Genomic DNA, 16,229 nt, shown 5'->3' with positions numbered 1-16,229 from the left:
CCTACGCCATGATGGCCGGCCAGGTATCCCGAAATCCCGCATGAAATCGACGTTGGTACCCTGACGCGCGCCCGCTTTGGAGGCGACGCGTGTAGTGGTGGCCGGCGGAGGCGTTCGGGGACAGATCCTGGTCACAGACACCTTTAAACCTCGCCGACACGATGGAGCGCGCGAATGAACAGCATTAAGAGTTTCGGGATCGCGATGCGTCTCGCCCTTGGTTTCAGCTTTCTGATCGTGCTGATGGCCAGCCTCAGCATCTACTCGGCGGTGCAGGTCGCGGAGATCAACAACAATCTCGGAACGATCAACGACGTCAACAGCGTCAAGCAGCGCTTTGCCATCAACTATCGCGGCAGCGTGCACGATCGGGCGATCGCCATTCGCGATGTGACCCTGGTGACGTCCGCCGATGAACGCAAGGCGGCCGAGGCATTGATCGAAAAGCTCGCGGCCTCCTACGCCGAAAACGAAAAACGCATGGCGGAGATGGTTGCATCGCCGGCGGGTGCGACGGATCAGGAAAAGACCATTCTGAGCGAGATCGCCGACATCCAGGCGAAAACCAATCCCCTGGTCGCCCAGATCATTGCGCTGCAGGAAAAGGGTGATGGCGAGGCTGCCCGCAAGATCCTGCTCGAACAGGCAAGACCGGCCTTCGTTGCCTGGCTCGGCGCCATCAACAAATTCATCGACTACCAGGAAGCATATAACAAATCGATCGGCGGTGAGGTCCGCAGCACGGCGAGCGGCTTCAAGCCGATGGTCCTGACGGCGCTCGGCATCGCAGCTCTTCTTTCGATCGTTGCGGCTGCGATTACCGCGCGTACGATCGTTGGCCCGCTGGCAAAACTGCAGCTTTCGCTGAAGGCGATGGCGGAAGGCAATCTCGATGGCGATCGCCGCCTCGAAGCGCGCGGCGATGAGATCGGCACGCTTGCGCGCGCCGTCGCCGGCCTGCGCGATGCCATTTCGGCAAAGGCTGAGCGGGAAGCCGACACGGAAGCCAAGCGGGCGGTCGCGGAACGGCATCGACTCGAACAGGATGCCGATGAACGCCGCACCCTTGCCGAGCAGACGGACCGAGCGGTCGGCCAGCTTGGTACTGCATTGCAGGCGCTGGCCGATGGCGATCTCACGCAGCAGATCGGCACGCCGTTCATTCCGTCCCTCGAAAAGCTCAGAGCCGACTTCAATGCCGCCGTCGAAAAGCTGCGCGCCGCCATGCAGAAGGTTTCCCAGAACGCCAGCGCCATCGCAGCCGGCGCGCAAGAGATCCGCTCCGCTTCGGACGATCTCGCCAAACGGACCGAACAGCAGGCCGCCTCCGTCGAAGAAACCGCCGCTGCCCTTGAAGAGATCACCACCACCGTCGCCGACTCGAGCAACAAGGCTCAGGAAGCAGGCCAGTTGGTTCGCAAGACCAAGGACAATGCGGAACGCTCGGGCAGTGTCGTGCGGGATGCGGTCGACGCCATGGGCAAGATCGAATCCTCCGCCACCGAAATCGGTAGCATCATTGGCGTCATCGACGAGATCGCCTTCCAGACCAACCTCTTGGCGCTGAATGCCGGCGTCGAAGCCGCCCGCGCCGGTGAAGCCGGCAAGGGCTTTGCCGTCGTTGCCCAGGAAGTACGCGAATTGGCGCAGCGTTCCGCCAAGGCGGCAAAGGAAATCAAGGAACTGATCAACGCTTCGAACGGCCACGTGAAAAACGGCGTCGCCCTGGTTGGCGAGACCGGAAAGGCCCTGCAGGAGATTGCGGCGCAGGTGCAGCAGGTCGACGGCAATGTCGGCGCGATCGTCGGCGCTTCGCAAGAGCAGGCGACAGGACTGAAAGAGATCAATACCGCCGTCAACAGGATGGACCAGGGCACGCAGCAGAACGCCGCCATGGTGGAAGAAGCGACAGCCGCCTCTCATAACCTCGCCAAGGAAGCCGATGCATTGTTCCAGTTGCTCAGCCAGTTCAACATTGGCGGAGTAGCAGCACCGAAGCGCGTATCGCAGCCGGCGGCCCCGGCACAGCATGCTCAACCCGTGGCCTCGCCGGCACGCCAGATGATCGCCAAGGTGGGCAGGTCGTTCCAGGGGAATGCGACCCAGGGCAATGCGGCATTGGTTGGCGATTGGGAGGAGTTTTGATCGCCCAACCTCTCCTCAGCTTCTGCTGAAAAATAAAAGGACAAAGGGCAGCGTTTGCTGCCCTTCGTATTTTTGTCTTACGCCCGAGCCGGAACCTTGGCCGGAAGCAGGGCATTGATCACCACCGCGACGGCGATGTTTGCCGCCAGCGCCAGCAGCCCGGTATAGACGGTGAAGGGTTCACCGCCGAGGCTGATCATATGCAGCGGCTTCCAGCCGGCATCCCAGACGAGGAAGGTACCGCCGCAGAAGCCGACGAACCAGCCGGCCAGCAGGGCGGGTGCACGGAACCAGTTGGTGTAGAGGCCGAAAACCAGGGCCGGAAGCGTCTGCAGGATCCAGATGCCGCCGAGCAGTTGCAGGTCGAGTGCGAACTGCGTCGGCAGGAAGATGATGACAAGCAGTGCCCCGACCTTCACCACCAGCGACGTCACCTTCGCGACCTTGGCCTCGCCCGCGTCGCTGACCTTGGGGTCGACATAGGCCTTCCAGAAATTGCGGGTGAAGAGGTTGGCCGCACCAATGCTCATTACCGCCGCCGGCACCAGTGCGCCGATGGCGATCGCCGCGAAGGCGAAGCCGGAGAACCAGCCTGAAAACAGCGTCTTGAACAGGGTCGGAACGACATCATTGGCGCTGTCGAGCTTCAGGTTGGCGGCATGGCCCATATAGCCGAGCAGTGCCAACAGGCCGAGCAGCAGCGTATAGGCGGGCAGCATGATCGCGTTCTTGCGGATAGTCTTGCCGCTGTTGGATGCAAAGATGCCCGTCAGCGTATGCGGATACATGAAGGCTGCGAGCGCCGAACCGAGAGCGAGCGTGGCATAGGCGACATACTGGTTACCGCCGAGCAGCAGGTTGCCGGAGCCCTTGGCCTGGAAGGCCGCATCGGCAGAGGCGAAGACATTGGCGTAGCCGCCGAGCTTCGACGGGATCAGTGCGACGGCTGCGATAACCACGATATAGATCATGATGTCCTTGACGAAGGCGATCAGCGCCGGTGCGCGCAGGCCCGCCGAATAGGTATAGAGCGCCAGCACGATGAAGGCGATCGCCAGCGGGAGTTCGCCATGCAGCCCGAGCGCCTTCAGGACCGCCGTCATGCCGACGAGCTGGAGGGCGATGTAAGGCATGGTGGCGATGACGCCGGTTGCAGCGACGGCGAGTTCCAGGCCGCGCGATCCGTATTGGCCGTGGACGACGTCGGCGGCCGTCACATAGCCGAAATCCTTGGCGCGTTTCCACAGAACCGGCATGACCATGAAGACGAAGGGATAGACGACAATGGTATAGGGCAGCGCGAAGAAGCCGTAGGCGCCGACCGTATAGACTAGTGCCGGGACAGCGATCACAGTGTAGGCGGTGTAGAAATCGCCGCCGACGAGGAACCAGGTGATCCAGGTGCCGAAGTTGCGGCCGCCGAGACCCCATTCATCGATGTGGGCGAGCGTCTCGGGCTTGCGCCAGCGGCTGGCGACGAAGCCCATGACCGTGACGAGGACGAAAAAGAAGATGAAGACGGCAAGCGCCGTGCCGTTGATGTCAGTCGTCATGGCGCACGCTCCGATAAGCGATCCAGGTCAGCGTCGCTGTGATCGGCACCCAGAGAAGCTGATACCAGTAGAAAAAGGGAAAGCCGAAAAGCGACGGCTCGCGGAGATTGTAAAATGATGGCCAGAGCAGACCTATGTAAGGGATGATCAGCAGCCAGAGTGCTGCCTTGCTACGTGGTTTTTCCATGTCGGAATACCTTTCAGGCGCCGCGCGGCGGCGGTCGCCATGTTCCAGTTGTCGGCGTGGAAGGCAGGTCTTTCAGCCGGCGGCGGCAGCAGGCCCGTTTCGGGTCGCTCGAGCTTTTCCGGCGGATCGGAAGCTGATGTAACGCATGTGAATTCCTCCCAACGGCTTGGCACTTGGCCAGCCGTGACTGGAGTCCTAGGGCGTTGGTTTTATCCCCACAAGATGGGCGCAGAGGCGAAATACCGGGGCCTACCCAGAAGTGGGTAGGCGCGGATTTCCTTCGCTTTTCGAGGCGATGCCATGGTCGAGCGCATAGCGGATAAGGCCTGCCGTGGTGGCGATGCCGAGCTTTTTCTTGAGGTTCTTGCGGTGGGTTTCCGCCGTGGCGGCGCTTATCCCGAGCGCTTCGGCGATCTCGCGGTTGCTCCTGCCGGCAACGATCAGCCCGAGCGTGTCGCGCTCGCGCGGCGTCAGAGGATCGCTCCCTTCTTCTACGCGCTCACCCATCAGCGCGTCGAAGACGCCGGAGGAGAAATAAGTACCGCCGCCCGCCACTGTCTCGATGGCCGCGACGATCTCGTCGGTCGACACGTCTTTCAGCACATAACCGGCGGCGCCATGCAGGACCGACGAGGAAATATACTCGCGGCTGTCATGCATGGAAAGCATCACGACGCGGGTTTGCGGAAGCTCGTTCCGGAACAATTCGATCGCATCGATGCCGCTGAGCTTCGGCATGTTGATGTCCATCAGCACCACCTGCGGCTGGACCTGCCGGGCGATATCAAGCCCGGTTTGGGCCAGTCCGGCAGTGCCCGCTACTTCGATATGGTCGAAGGTTTCGAGCACTGCTTTCAGCCCGTCCAGCACCAGCGGATGGTTGTCGATCAGGAGCACCTTGATTTTCGGGCGTTCGTTCATGCGGCTTCCGCCTGCTTGCCGGCGGGCAGATTGGCCGATCTCGGCATCATCGCCGTCAAAGTCGTGCCGGCCTCGCCGCTCTCGATCAGTAGCAGGCCCCGGAAGTGTGCCATCCGCTCCTGCATGTTGCGCAGGCCCAGACCCGAGCTGCCGGAAGCGCCATCCCTGGCGCCAGCGAACCCGGTGCCGTTGTCGGAGATGGTCATGCGGGCGCGGCCGCCGTCGCTCCAGAGCTTGACCGTAAGCCGGGAGGCGCCCGCGTGTCGCTCGACATTGTTGAAGGCCTCCTGGGCGACGCGGTAAAGCGCGGTGTTGGCTTCCGCCTTCAGCATGCCGGTAAAGCCCGAGGCGTCTATCTCCGTCTCGATCCCCGTCCGTTCGGCAAAGTGATGACAGAGCGCCTCCAGCGCCGCCGTCAGGCCGAGATCGTCGAGCACGCGCGGGCGCAGATCATGCGAGAGCAGCCGTATTTCCTTTATGGCGCCGTTCAGCGCCTCGACGCCGCGCTCGATGGTCAGCGCGGCCTCGTCGACATTGGTCCTGACCTTGCGGCCGGCGAGATCCATTGCATAACGCACGCCGAGAAGGGTCTGGGAGATGCCGTCATGCAGCTCGCGCGCCAGCCGTGTGCGCTCTTCTTCCTGGGTGTCGATGACCCGCTGCGTCAGTTCCTTCAGCCGGCTGTCGGCCATGCGGCGCTCATGGAAGGTCAGCAGCATGCAGGTGGTGAACACGACCAGCACCGAAGGCACGGCGATCAGCGCGACGATGACGAAGGTCCGTCTGATGTTGGCGCGCGTCACTGCATTGGCGGCGGCACTCTGGGCAAAGACGTCATCCAGATAGACGCCGGTGCCGACGACCCAGTTCCATTTGTCGAGGCTGACGACGAAGGAGAGCTTGTCGGCGATCTGCCCGGTCGACGGTTTCTGCCATTTGTACTGATGAAGGCCGCCGCCTGCCTTGGCCGTGGCGATCAGTTCGGCGATGACCTTGTCGCCATCCGGGTCGGTAAGGTCGAGCCAATTGTGGCCATGCCGGAAACTCTGGCGCGGATGGACGATATTGTTGCCGGCGTAGTCGTAAACGAAGAAATACCCGTCCTTGCCGTAGTCGAGCGAGGTCAGAATTTCAGCCACCTGCTGCTTGGCGGCTTCGTCGTCGGCCCCGGCTTTGTCATAGATTGTCTGGATGGCGGAGAGGGCAAGATTGGTCAGGTTGAGGATCTCGGCTTCCTTGGTCTTCAGCATGTTCTGCTCGAACGTGTCGATGCTGTTCTTGGCGAGGTTTGCCGATTGCCAGGTGATGAAGGTGGTGATCGCAAGGATCGAAATGACGAGCGGGACGATCGCCAATGCGATGATCTGGTGTCGTAACGTCAAGGCTCGTTCCTCCCGAGAATTTGCGCCCGGAATTATGCCCTTTGCCGATTGCGAGTCCAGGGGCTTATCCGGCGCTATTCCAGGGGCACGAACAGGCCGAGCTTGACGTCGCGCAGCACGACATTGGTGTGCATGCGGCGGATCTGTGGATTGTCAGCCATGATCAGGGCGGCGATATCGTCATAGTGCTCGACGTCGCGGGCGGTGACGATGGCGATCAGATCGACGGCGCCGGTGACGTAATAGACCTGCTGGATATGATCCTGCTTCTCCGCCCAGACGCGGAACTTCGCCAGCGCGTCGTAATTGTCCCGCTCGATTTCCATGCCGACGATGAACACCATCGATGTTCCCGTCGCTTTCCGATCGACGACGGCGACCTCCGCCTTGATGATCCCCTCCTCGCGCAGCCGCTTCAACCGCCGTTGCACGGCCGAGACAGACAGGCCGACCCGTTCGGCGATCGTTTCGGCCTTCAGTTGGCAGTCGCGCTGAACGATATCGAGAATGTCACGGTCAAAACGATCCAGCTGTTCCATTGTCCAGTCCAATTCCAGTTATGGCATTTCATAGATTTCGCCGCATTCGATGCGTGAGGAAGATTATTTTGCGCATAATATGCAAAAGAGGTGATAATTGCGCGAAAAAACCGCGTTGTTTTATCATTATCCTTCGCAAACTCAGTTCAGCCGGACCCCTGCATGTCGGATCAACCCTTTCCTGCTCTTCGCGTCGAAGATCTCCATAAAAGCTTCGGCTCGCAACAGGTTCTCAAGGGTATCTCGACGGAGGCCTACAAGTCCGATGTGATTTCGATCATCGGCTCGTCGGGCTCCGGCAAGAGCACTTTTCTCAGGTGCATCAATTTCCTGGAAACACCGGATCGCGGGCGCATTGCGGTGAACGGCGAGGAAGTCGTGCTGAAAGCCGGTCGCGGCGGGCGGCTGCAGCCGCAGAGCTGGCGGCAGATCGAGCGGTTGCGGACGGGGCTCGGCATGGTCTTTCAAAGTTTCAATCTCTGGGCCCATCGCACCGTGCTGGAAAACGTCATCGAGGCGCCGGTGAATGTCATGGGCATATCCAAGCGCGAGGCGATCGAAAAGGCGGAAGCCCTGCTCCACAAGGTTGGGCTTTTCGATAAGCGCGACACGTATCCCGCCTTCCTCTCCGGAGGCCAGCAGCAGCGCGCGGCGATTGCCAGGGCGCTCTGCGTCGATCCCGCCGTCATGCTGTTCGACGAGCCGACATCGGCGCTCGATCCGGAACTGGTCGGCGAGGTCCTGAAAGTCATCCGCGATCTCGCGGAAGAAGGCCGGACCATGCTGATCGTCACCCATGAAATGCGCTTCGCCCGGGATGTTTCGAGCCGTGTCCTCTTCCTGCATCAGGGACGGATCGAGGAGGAAGGGCCGCCGGAACAGGTTTTCGGGGCGCCGGTCAGCGCCCGCTGCCGGGAATTCACTCGTCTCAGCGCCCATTGATCCACACCAGCCGTCATCGACACCCACGAACCAGGAGAATCCTGCGAATGAAACTGCTCCCCATGCTTTTTGCCGGCGCCGCACTTGCGCTTTCCGCGGTCACCGCGCAGGCCGAAGTCCGCTTCGGCGTCATGAACGAATCCTATCCGCCCTTCTTTGCCAAGGACGCCTCGGGTGAGTGGCACGGATGGGAAATCGACTTCATGAACGCCGTCTGCACGGAGATGAAGGAGAAATGCTCGATCGTCGACATTTCCTGGGATGGTCTCATTCCGGCTCTCCAGAGCAAGAAGTTCGACGTGATCTGGTCGTCGATGTCGAACACGGCGGAACGCTCGAAGGTGATCGATTTCACCGACAAATATTACAACACGCCGAGCACCCTGATCGGTCCCAAGGACCAGAAGCCGGGCGCCACGGCCGAAGACGTGAAGGGCAAGACCATCGGCATCCAGGTGTCGACGATTCAGTCTGAATATTACAAGAAGTATTTTGCCAATGCTGCCGAGGAGAAAACCTACCAGACGCTCGACGAAGCTTTCCAGGATCTGGTCTCCGGCCGCATCGACTACGTCTTCGGCGATTCCCTGGCACTCGACGCCTTCCTGAAGAGCGACGGCGGCAAGGATTGCTGCGCCAAGATGGGAGATGTCGCCGACGACAAGGAAATTCTCGGCGCCGGCGTTTCGGGCGGTCTGCGGAAAGAAGACACCGAGCTGAAAGCCAAGCTGAATGCGGCGATCGCTGCAGTTCGCGCCAACGGCCAGTACGACGCGATCACCAAGAAATACTTCGACTTCGACATCTACGGCGCGAAGTAAGCGATCCAAGAGATGGCGACCGCTCAACAAGGCATTCTGGATCTGCTGTCTCCCTATCCTCCGGGATGGGGCGGCGTTCTTTTGACAGGTGCTGTCTCCACGGTCGCCATCTCGGCTTGCGCCTTCGCCATTGGCCTGCTGCTCGGCACCGGCGGCGCGTTCGGAAAGCTTTCCGGCAATCGAGCACTGCGCCTGGTGCTCAATCTCTACACCACGCTCATCCGCGCCGTTCCCGAACTGATCCTCATCGTCGGCCTCTATTATGCCGGCACCGACGGCCTCAACCGGCTGCTGGCGGCACTCGACCTGCCGCCGGTCAATGTGAACGGCTTCGTCGCCGCCGTCGCGGTGCTCGGCTTCGTGCAGGGCGCCTATATGACCGAAGTGCTGCGCGGCGCGATCCTCGCCATTCCCACCGGTCAGATCGAGGCGGCCAAGGCCTTTGGCATGGGGCCGATGCTGCGGTTCCGCCGCGTGTTGCTGCCGGCGCTTTTGCCGAACGCGCTGCCAGGGCTGGCCAATCTCTGGATGTCGGTCACCAAGGACAGTGCGCTCGTCGCGGTCGTCGGCTACCAGGAACTGGCGCTCGCCACCCGGCTTGCCGGGGCAAGCACCAAACACTATTTCGTGTTTTTCCTCGCTTCGGCCTTTCTCTACCTCGCCATCACCCTTGTTTCCAACGTCGCCTTCAAGCTGATCGAAGGGCGGGTGCGGCGCGGACAGCCGCGTCTCGCCTGAGGAAGCCGCGCCCATGAGTTTCACCTGGATTTCCTCCTATTGGCCGCTGCTTCTGACCGGCGCCTGGCAGACCGTGGCGCTGCTGGTCATCTCAGTCGTGTTCGGTTTCATCATCGCCATCGGACTCGCCTTCGCGCAGGTCAGCGGCGGCAGGCTGACGCGGCTGCTGGCCCGCGGTTACTGCACCTTCTTCCGCGGCACACCGCTGCTGATCCAGCTCTGGCTGCTCTACTATGGGGTCGGCTCGCTGCTGCCGATGATCCCCGGTATCCGCCAGAGCCTATTCTGGCCGATCCTGCGCGAGGGCTTCTTCTTTGCCGCCGTCAGCTTCACGCTGAATTATGCGGCCTATGAGGCGGAGGTTTTGCGCGGCGCGCTGCTTGCCGTTCCCAAGGGCGAACTTGAAGCCGGGCGGGCCTTTGGCCTGTCACCCTGGAAGCTGACCCGCCGCATCTGGCTGCCGCGCGCCATCCGCATCGCCCTGCCGACCATTGCCGGAGAGATCGTCATGCAGCTGAAGGCGACGCCGCTCGCCTTCACGGTGACGGTGATGGATCTCTATGCCGTGGCCAACAAGGTCCGTCAGGATACGCTGCTGGTCTATGAGCCGCTGCTCGTCGTCACTCTCTTCTATCTCGCCCTGACCGCAGTGATTGCCCGCGTCTTTCGAGGTCTCGAAGCGCAAGTGCCGGTTCGTCGTTAGCCGATCGGAAGAGCCCGCTATGAAACCCCGCCGCCTGTCGGAGCGAACAACACTCACTCACTATTTTGTAAATGAAAAGCACGCCCGCCGGTGACGGTGCGGCGGCCCGAATGGAGACCCTTCATGAGCAGGACACGAATCCTCGATGGCGGCATGAGCCGCGAGCTGCTGCGGCTCGGCGCCGAATTGAAACAGCCGGAATGGTCGGCCCTGGCGCTGATCAATTCGCCGGATATCGTCCGCGAGGTGCATAAGGAATTCATCGCCGCCGGCTCTGAGGTCATTACGACCAACAGCTATGCGCTGGTGCCCTTCCATATCGGCGAGGACCGGTTCCAGAAGGAGGGTGCGGCGCTGATCCGTCTTGCCGGCCGCCTGGCGCGCGAGGCGGCCGATTCCACCACCGATCGCAAGGTGCTGGTCGCAGGTTCGCTGCCGCCGATCTTCGGCTCCTACGAGCCGCAGAATTTTCAGCCTGAGCGGGTGCAGGGTTATCTCGAGGTGCTGGTCGAAAACCTCGCCCCCTTCGTCGACATATGGCTCGGCGAGACGCTGAGCCTGATCGCCGAGGGCGAGGCCGTCCGTCAGGCGGTGGCGGGATCGGGTAAATCGTTCTGGATTTCCTTCACGCTGGCCGATGACGAAGCGGATATCGAAAGCAGCGAGCCGAAGCTTCGCTCCGGCGAAAGCGTCGAGGATGCGGCGTCCTGGGCGGCGTCATCGGGCGCCGAAGCCTTCCTGTTTAACTGCAGCAAGCCCGAGGTCATGCGAGAAGCGGTCGAGACGGCCGCCGAGACGTTCCGCAAGATGGACGCCCAGATCGAAATCGGCGTCTATGCCAACGCCTTCGAAGGGGAACAGGGCACCTCGGCCGCCAATGAAGGCCTGCACGATACCCGCGACGATCTGAACGACGATGCCTATTCGCGTTTTGCCTGCTCCTGGGCCGAAGCCGGTGCGACGATCATTGGCGGCTGCTGCGGAATCGGCGCCGCTCATATCCATCGTCTCGGCAAGACGCTTTCACGATAAGCCGCAGCGCGGCTTCGTTCACTCCACTTTCGGCGCCGTCTTTTGAAGCTCGAGCAGAAGTTCGATCAGCTTCGGCGCCATCACCCTGATTTCCGAAAGGTGGACGGCGCTCAGCCTCGTCAGAAGCTCGTCCGCCTTCTCGGTCAGGAGGAGTGTCTGACGGCGCCTGTCGACCGGATCGGCATGTCGTTCGACCAGCCCGGCATCCGACAGCCGCCCGACGAGCTCGGTCGCCGTATGCGGCGCGATGATCAGCCGCTCGGCGAGCATGCCGATGGTCATGGTTTCGCCGCCGCGTTGCCCCTTGATCGCCAGCAGCGCTTGATGCTGCTGCACCGGCAGTCCTTCCGACTGGGCGGCCGACGCGCTGAAGTCCATGAACTGGCGAAGCGCGAATCTGAGGTCGGCGAGCGCCTCGTAATCCTCCTGTCTCAGCGGCGGCGGGATTTTCTTCACACTCATTCTCCTTTGCCGCTTGGTTCGCAGGAGGCGATCCATGCGCGCGCTATTGCCGATCTCGAATAGATGGACAGCCGCCGGCCGGTCAAGTGAAGCATCTTCCGAGAGATTTTCGCCTACTTGCTTTCGTCCATTGATTTATATCGTATCACGATATAATGACGCCACTCAAGCAGACCCATTTTCGCGTAGCAGAGGCTTCCATGGCGCAGCATCAACCCAGCAACCGCCCGCATGATTTTACCGGCGGTCTTTCCCGACGCGAGGCCGGCGATTTCACTACCGACCGGCGGGTTCTCCTGCTGGTCGGGATGTCCATCATCGTCGGCACGGCGGGCGCCTTTGCGGCCTGGTGTCTCGTCAGCCTGATCGCGCTGGTGACCAATGTCATCTGGTTCGGAGAGATCGGCACTCAGCCTAACTCTCTGGCTTCAGTGCCGCGCTCGCTATGGGTGGTGCTGGTGCCGCCGCTCGGCGGACTGGTCATCGGCCTGATGGCCCGCTTCGGGTCGGAAAAAATCCGCGGCCACGGCATTCCGGAGGCAATCGAAGCCATCCTGATCGGCGGCAGCCGGATGTCGCCGAAGGTCGCGGTCCTGAAGCCGCTGTCCTCGGCAATCTCGATCGGAACCGGCGGCCCGTTCGGCGCCGAAGGACCGATCATCATGACGGGCGGGGCGATCGGATCGCTCTTTGCCCAGTTCTTCCACATGAGCGCGGCCGAGCGGAAGACGCTGCTCGTCGCCGGTGCCGCCGCGGGCATGACGGCGATCTTCGGCTCGCCGATCGCCGCGGTCATGCTGGCGGTCGAACTCCTATTGTTCGAATGGAAGCCGCGCAGCTTCATTCCCGTCGCCGTTGCCGCCTGCGTGTCGATCTGCTGGCGTCCGCTACTCTTCGGCACCGGACCGCTGTTCCCAACCCATTTCCAGGTTGATTTGCCCTGGTGGGGGATTTTTGCCTGTGCGGCGATGGGCATCATATCGGGGCTGCAATCGGGATTGCTGACGACGCTGCTCTACCGGATCGAGGACCTGTTCGAGGCGCTGCCGATCCATTGGATGTGGTGGCCGATGCTCGGCGGTCTCGTCATCGGCCTCGGCGGCCTGATCGAGCCGCGGGCGATGGGTGTCGGCTACGACATTATCGATGGCCTGCTCAACAATCGGCTGCTCGCGCCGGCGGTTCTGTCGATCCTCTTGGTGAAGACGATCATCTGGCTATTTGCCCTGTCGTCGGGCACCTCGGGTGGCGTGCTCGCGCCGCTTCTCATCTTCGGCGGCGCGCTCGGATGGCTGGTCGGCCTCGTCTTGCCTGGCTATGATCCCGGCTTCTGGGCGCTGCTCGGCATGGCGGCGATGATGGGCGGAACCATGCGCGCGCCGCTGACCGGCACCTTCTTTGCGATGGAGATTACCGGCGACGTCAGCACGCTCGTTCCCCTGCTCGCCGCAACAGTGGTGGCCTATGCCGTCACGGTGCTGCTGTTGCGCCGCTCGATCCTCACCGAGAAGATCGCGCGCCGTGGGCAGCACATCACCCGCGAATATGGCGTCGATCCCTTCGAACTCTCCCGGGCAAGGGAGATCATGATCGCCGATGTCGACACGCTTCCCGTTACGATGACAATCGGCGAGGCCTGCGATTTCTTCGCCTCTCAGGAGAAAACCCATCGGATCTACCCGGTGGTGGACGCGGAAGGCAGATTGGCCGGCATCGTCTCGCGCGCCGATGCCCTGCTCTGGCAGGGGAAGGCGGATCTGGCCCTACAGACGCTGGCCGAAAACGTCACGGACGATTCCGTTCCCGTCGGGCATCCGGATGATACCGTTGCCTTCATCGCCGACCTGATGCTGTCGACCGGCGATGGGCGTATTCCGATCGTCGATCCGGCGTCCGGCAAACTCTGCGGCCTGATAGCCCGCAAGGATCTGTTACGGCTGCGCAGCTCCTACCGGTCGGCGGAACTGGATCGGCGGCCTTATCTGACCGCCGGAGCGAAGAGCAAGTCTTGATAGCCGCCTCCGGTTTCTTCAGCGCAATGCGGGGCCGAGACGCGCAACCCTAGGGATTTCGAGGGTTTTGGGATCGAACTGATCGATCCCTGGATCGTATAGTCTTGGCGAAGGCTGCAGCGGCAGCCTTCAATGCAGCCCGAACAGGTTCAGCAGCTGCTCGCGATGCCGGACGAATTCCGGTGCGCTGCGGTCGCGCGGGCGCGGCAGATCGATGTCGATCAGGCGCGGTTCGGCCCCCTTTTCCCGCGGCAGGATCAGGATCCGGTCGGCGAGATAGATCGCCTCCTCGAGATCGTGGGTGACGAGAATGGTCGTCACATCCTCATCGCGCCAGATCCGGGCGAGTTCCTGCTGCATGCCGATCTTGGTCATCGCATCGAGCGCGCCGAGCGGTTCGTCGAGCAGCAGGATTTCCGGCTGGACGGCAAGCGCTCGGGCGATGCCGACGCGCTGTGCCATGCCGCCGGAGAGTTGCCGGGGATAGGCCGCCTCGAACTGCTGCAGACCGACGAGCTTGACGTAGTGACGCGCCCGCGCCCTCGCCTGCTCGCGGGTGAGGCCTCTCGTTTCCAGCCCGAAGGCGACGTTGCCGAGGACATCGAGCCAGGGAAGAAGGCGCGGCTCCTGGAAGATGACGGCGCGTTCCGCGCCGACGCCGCGGATCGCCTTGCCGTCGACAAGCACCTCACCAGTGTCGGCCTCTTCGAGGCCGGCGAGAACCCGGAGCAGGGTCGTCTTGCCCGAACCGCTGGCGCCGACGATTGCAAGGCTTTCGCCGGAGCGGATGTGGAGATTGATATCTTTCAGAACCTGCAGATGGCTGCCGTTCAGCTTGTAGGATTTGGAGAGGTGACGGATTGTCACCTCTCCGCGGCGAATGTCCTGGGCGAGGCTCATCACTCTTCCTCAGTTGCTTACCGGCTTGGCATCGGCCGCGTAGATGATGTCCTTGGCCGCCAGCTGGCCCTGCTTCAGCTTGCCTTCGCGGACCAGCACGTCGATCCAGAACTGGATGTCGCGCTCGACCGGCAGGCCACCGGCGCGCACGCCGTAACCGCGGAAATACTGTGCGATGTCAGGGTTCTCGCCACGTTCGCTGAGTGCCCTTGCCAGGATCTTCTTGGTTTCCTCGGGATGTTCACGGGCATAGTCGAGGGCGCGGGCCGACTGCTCGACGAAGATCTTCGAGGCTTCGGGATGCTGCTGAATGAAATCGCGGCGCAGGACCACGAAACCACCGGCAATGTCGCCGAGCACGTCGGTATCGTCGAAGACCGCACGCAGGCCGCCGTTCTTCAGCGCAGCACCCTCGAAGGTCGTCTGCCAGTAGCCGAAGGCGGCGATATCGACCTGCTTGGAGCGCAGCACCTGCTCGAGCTGCGGCCCGGGAACGACGACCTGATTGGCGGAGTCGCTTGGCAGGCCGACGGAATGCAGGGCTTCGCGGATGGTGTAATCGAGATGGGCGCCGAGCGTATTGACGGCGATGCTCTTGCCGGCAATGTCCTTGATGCTTTTGATCGGGCTGTCTTCCAGCACGTAGAAGGTCGACTGCACCTCGTCATTGATGCCGTTCGATGGGTAGGCGGCGACGAAATCATTGCCACCGATGATCGAATTCAAGACGGCTGACGTGGCGGCGCTGCCGATCTCCACATCCCCGGATGCAAGAGCGATGAGAGAGGCCGGGCCACCCTGGGCATAGCCGACATTCTCAAACGTGATGCCGGTATCTTTGAAGTAGCCGAGTGCGTCGGCGAGTTCATGGGCGGCAAGGCCGCCTTGGCTCGCGAGATAGCGCAGCTTGACCGTATCGGTGGCGGCGGCCGGCGTGGCGAGACCGAGAGCGATCACGGCCGGCAGGAGAAGGTTGCGGGGATGGAAAGTCATGACGTGTCCTTTCGGAGGAGGAAAATCGGTGGAAGCGGTCAGGCGTTCGGCTGAGACCAGCGGCAGAGGCGGCGCTGCAGCAGAACGAGCAAGGCATTGGCGGCAAGGCCGAGAAAGGCGAGCAGCAGGATCGCCGCAAACATCAGCGGGATCTGGAAATTGTACTGAGCGTTCATGACCTGGAAGCCGATGCCCTTGTTGGCGCCGATCATCTCGGCGGCGATCAGCAGCAGAAGTGCCGTCGTCGCCGAGAGGCGCAGGCCGACGAAGATTGCGGGGACGGAGGCCGGCAGGATGACGCGGCGGAAGACGGTCAGCGATCCGGCGCCGTAAGTTCGCGCCATCTCGATGAGCTTCTGGTCCACCTCCTTGACGCCGCTGATCGTGGCGAGCAGCACAGGAAACAGCGTCGCCCAGAAGATCACGAAGATCTTCGATGTTTCGCCGAGGCCGAGCAGCAGGATGAAGACCGGATAGAGCGCCAGCGCCGAGGTCTGGCGGAAGAGCTGCAGGATCGGATCGAGCGCCTGCTCGACCGCGCGAAACTGGCCCATGAACAGGCCGAGCGGAATGCCGACCACGACGGCAAAGGCAAAGGCTGTTCCCGATCGCTGCAGGCTGATGGCGATGTCATCAAGCAGCGCGCCATTGGCAAGGTTGGTCCAGAGGGCCGACAGGATCACGTTCAGGGGCGGGAAAATGGCCGGATTGATCCAGCCCCTGGTGCTCGAAACCTGCCAGAGTGCGAGGAAGGCGATCAGCAGGCCGTAGCGCGGCAGAAGCGATGCGAGCGCATGGCGCACATGCGACGCGAAAGTGGGCCTATTGCTTTCGCTGCTCTTCAGGCGGCCGAAGCTTCTTGGGAGGACCTGATTGATTTCATAAGCCATGGATCGCTC

General features: G+C 62.1%; 16 protein-coding genes. 7 read left to right on the top strand and 9 right to left on the bottom strand.

The window, feature by feature from the left end:
• The first annotated feature begins 174 nt into the window (after positions 1-174).
• Positions 175-2,145 (top strand): methyl-accepting chemotaxis protein, encoded by a 1,971-nt coding sequence (locus FHX03_RS24155; protein WP_183780068.1) that lies wholly within the window; start codon positions 175-177, stop codon positions 2,143-2,145.
• A gap of 77 nt (positions 2,146-2,222) precedes the next feature.
• On the opposite strand, the gene mctP is transcribed toward FHX03_RS24155, so the two are convergent.
• The 5 genes from mctP to FHX03_RS24130 form a co-directional block, all read right to left on the bottom strand.
• Positions 2,223-3,698, bottom strand: coding sequence for a sodium:solute symporter family monocarboxylate transporter (mctP, locus tag FHX03_RS24150; RefSeq protein WP_088939141.1), 1,476 nt, complete (start codon positions 3,696-3,698; stop codon positions 2,223-2,225).
• Complete coding sequence (locus FHX03_RS24145) at positions 3,688-3,885, bottom strand: DUF3311 domain-containing protein (protein ID WP_097626160.1); 198 nt, start codon at positions 3,883-3,885, stop codon at positions 3,688-3,690. Before FHX03_RS24145 ends, mctP begins: the two co-directional genes overlap by 11 nt.
• A 249-nt stretch (positions 3,886-4,134) precedes the next feature.
• Positions 4,135-4,806, bottom strand: coding sequence for a response regulator transcription factor (locus FHX03_RS24140; protein WP_183780065.1), 672 nt, complete (start codon positions 4,804-4,806; stop codon positions 4,135-4,137).
• Positions 4,803-6,188, bottom strand: a complete 1,386-nt coding sequence (locus tag FHX03_RS24135) for a cache domain-containing protein (protein ID WP_183855798.1) — start codon at positions 6,186-6,188, stop codon at positions 4,803-4,805. Before FHX03_RS24135 ends, FHX03_RS24140 begins: the two co-directional genes overlap by 4 nt.
• 74 nt (positions 6,189-6,262) lie before the next feature.
• Entirely contained in the window at positions 6,263-6,727 is a 465-nt protein-coding gene (locus tag FHX03_RS24130) for an Lrp/AsnC family transcriptional regulator (RefSeq protein ID WP_003577754.1), read from the bottom strand.
• 162 nt (positions 6,728-6,889) lie between these two features.
• Here FHX03_RS24130 and FHX03_RS24125 point away from each other — a divergent pair, with 162 nt between their 5' ends.
• The 5 genes from FHX03_RS24125 to FHX03_RS24105 all read left to right on the top strand — a co-directional run bounded on the left by FHX03_RS24125 (position 6,890) and on the right by FHX03_RS24105 (position 10,963).
• A complete protein-coding gene (locus FHX03_RS24125; protein WP_097626157.1) occupies positions 6,890-7,669 on the top strand; it encodes an ABC transporter ATP-binding protein in 780 nt (259 codons plus the stop codon).
• A gap of 47 nt (positions 7,670-7,716) precedes the next feature.
• Entirely contained in the window at positions 7,717-8,490 is a 774-nt protein-coding gene (locus FHX03_RS24120) for a transporter substrate-binding domain-containing protein (RefSeq protein ID WP_183855796.1), read from the top strand.
• 12 nt (positions 8,491-8,502) lie between these two features.
• Positions 8,503-9,228 (top strand): ABC transporter permease, encoded by a 726-nt coding sequence (locus tag FHX03_RS24115; RefSeq protein ID WP_183780059.1) that lies wholly within the window; start codon positions 8,503-8,505, stop codon positions 9,226-9,228.
• 13 nt (positions 9,229-9,241) lie between these two features.
• Positions 9,242-9,931, top strand: coding sequence for an ABC transporter permease (locus tag FHX03_RS24110; RefSeq protein ID WP_064832009.1), 690 nt, complete (start codon positions 9,242-9,244; stop codon positions 9,929-9,931).
• 123 nt (positions 9,932-10,054) lie between these two features.
• Entirely contained in the window at positions 10,055-10,963 is a 909-nt protein-coding gene (locus FHX03_RS24105; protein ID WP_131711176.1) for a homocysteine S-methyltransferase family protein, read from the top strand.
• Between the two features lie 18 nt (positions 10,964-10,981).
• On the opposite strand, the gene FHX03_RS24100 is transcribed toward FHX03_RS24105, so the two are convergent.
• Positions 10,982-11,419: a MarR family winged helix-turn-helix transcriptional regulator gene (locus FHX03_RS24100; protein ID WP_097626153.1), complete on the bottom strand. Its 438-nt coding sequence runs from the start codon at positions 11,417-11,419 to the stop codon at positions 10,982-10,984.
• 206 nt (positions 11,420-11,625) lie between these two features.
• Here FHX03_RS24100 and FHX03_RS24095 point away from each other — a divergent pair, with 206 nt between their 5' ends.
• The gene (locus tag FHX03_RS24095) at positions 11,626-13,437 is read left to right on the top strand and encodes a chloride channel protein (RefSeq protein WP_183855794.1); all 1,812 of its coding nucleotides are present in this window, start codon (positions 11,626-11,628) and stop codon (positions 13,435-13,437) included.
• Between the two features lie 129 nt (positions 13,438-13,566).
• Here FHX03_RS24095 and FHX03_RS24090 read toward each other — a convergent pair whose 3' ends face one another.
• From FHX03_RS24090 to FHX03_RS24080, 3 genes are read right to left on the bottom strand one after another with little or no spacing between them, the layout of a single operon-like run.
• On the bottom strand, positions 13,567-14,337 hold the full coding sequence (locus tag FHX03_RS24090) for an ABC transporter ATP-binding protein (RefSeq protein WP_131711173.1): 771 nt from the start codon (positions 14,335-14,337) through the stop codon (positions 13,567-13,569).
• Between the two features lie 9 nt (positions 14,338-14,346).
• Positions 14,347-15,330 (bottom strand): ABC transporter substrate-binding protein, encoded by a 984-nt coding sequence (locus FHX03_RS24085; protein WP_183780053.1) that lies wholly within the window; start codon positions 15,328-15,330, stop codon positions 14,347-14,349.
• Positions 15,331-15,368: 38 nt separating this feature from the next.
• The gene (locus FHX03_RS24080) at positions 15,369-16,220 is read right to left on the bottom strand and encodes an ABC transporter permease (RefSeq protein ID WP_097626149.1); all 852 of its coding nucleotides are present in this window, start codon (positions 16,218-16,220) and stop codon (positions 15,369-15,371) included.
• Positions 16,221-16,229: the final 9 nt, after the last annotated feature.

The sequence above is a fragment of the Rhizobium sp. BK456 genome (assembly GCF_014194045.1).
In the GTDB taxonomy this organism is placed as follows: Bacteria; Pseudomonadota; Alphaproteobacteria; order Rhizobiales; family Rhizobiaceae; genus Rhizobium; species Rhizobium redzepovicii.
The sequence above is the reverse complement of the archived record's forward strand: the minus strand, read 5'-3'. Positions and strand labels throughout refer to the sequence as shown.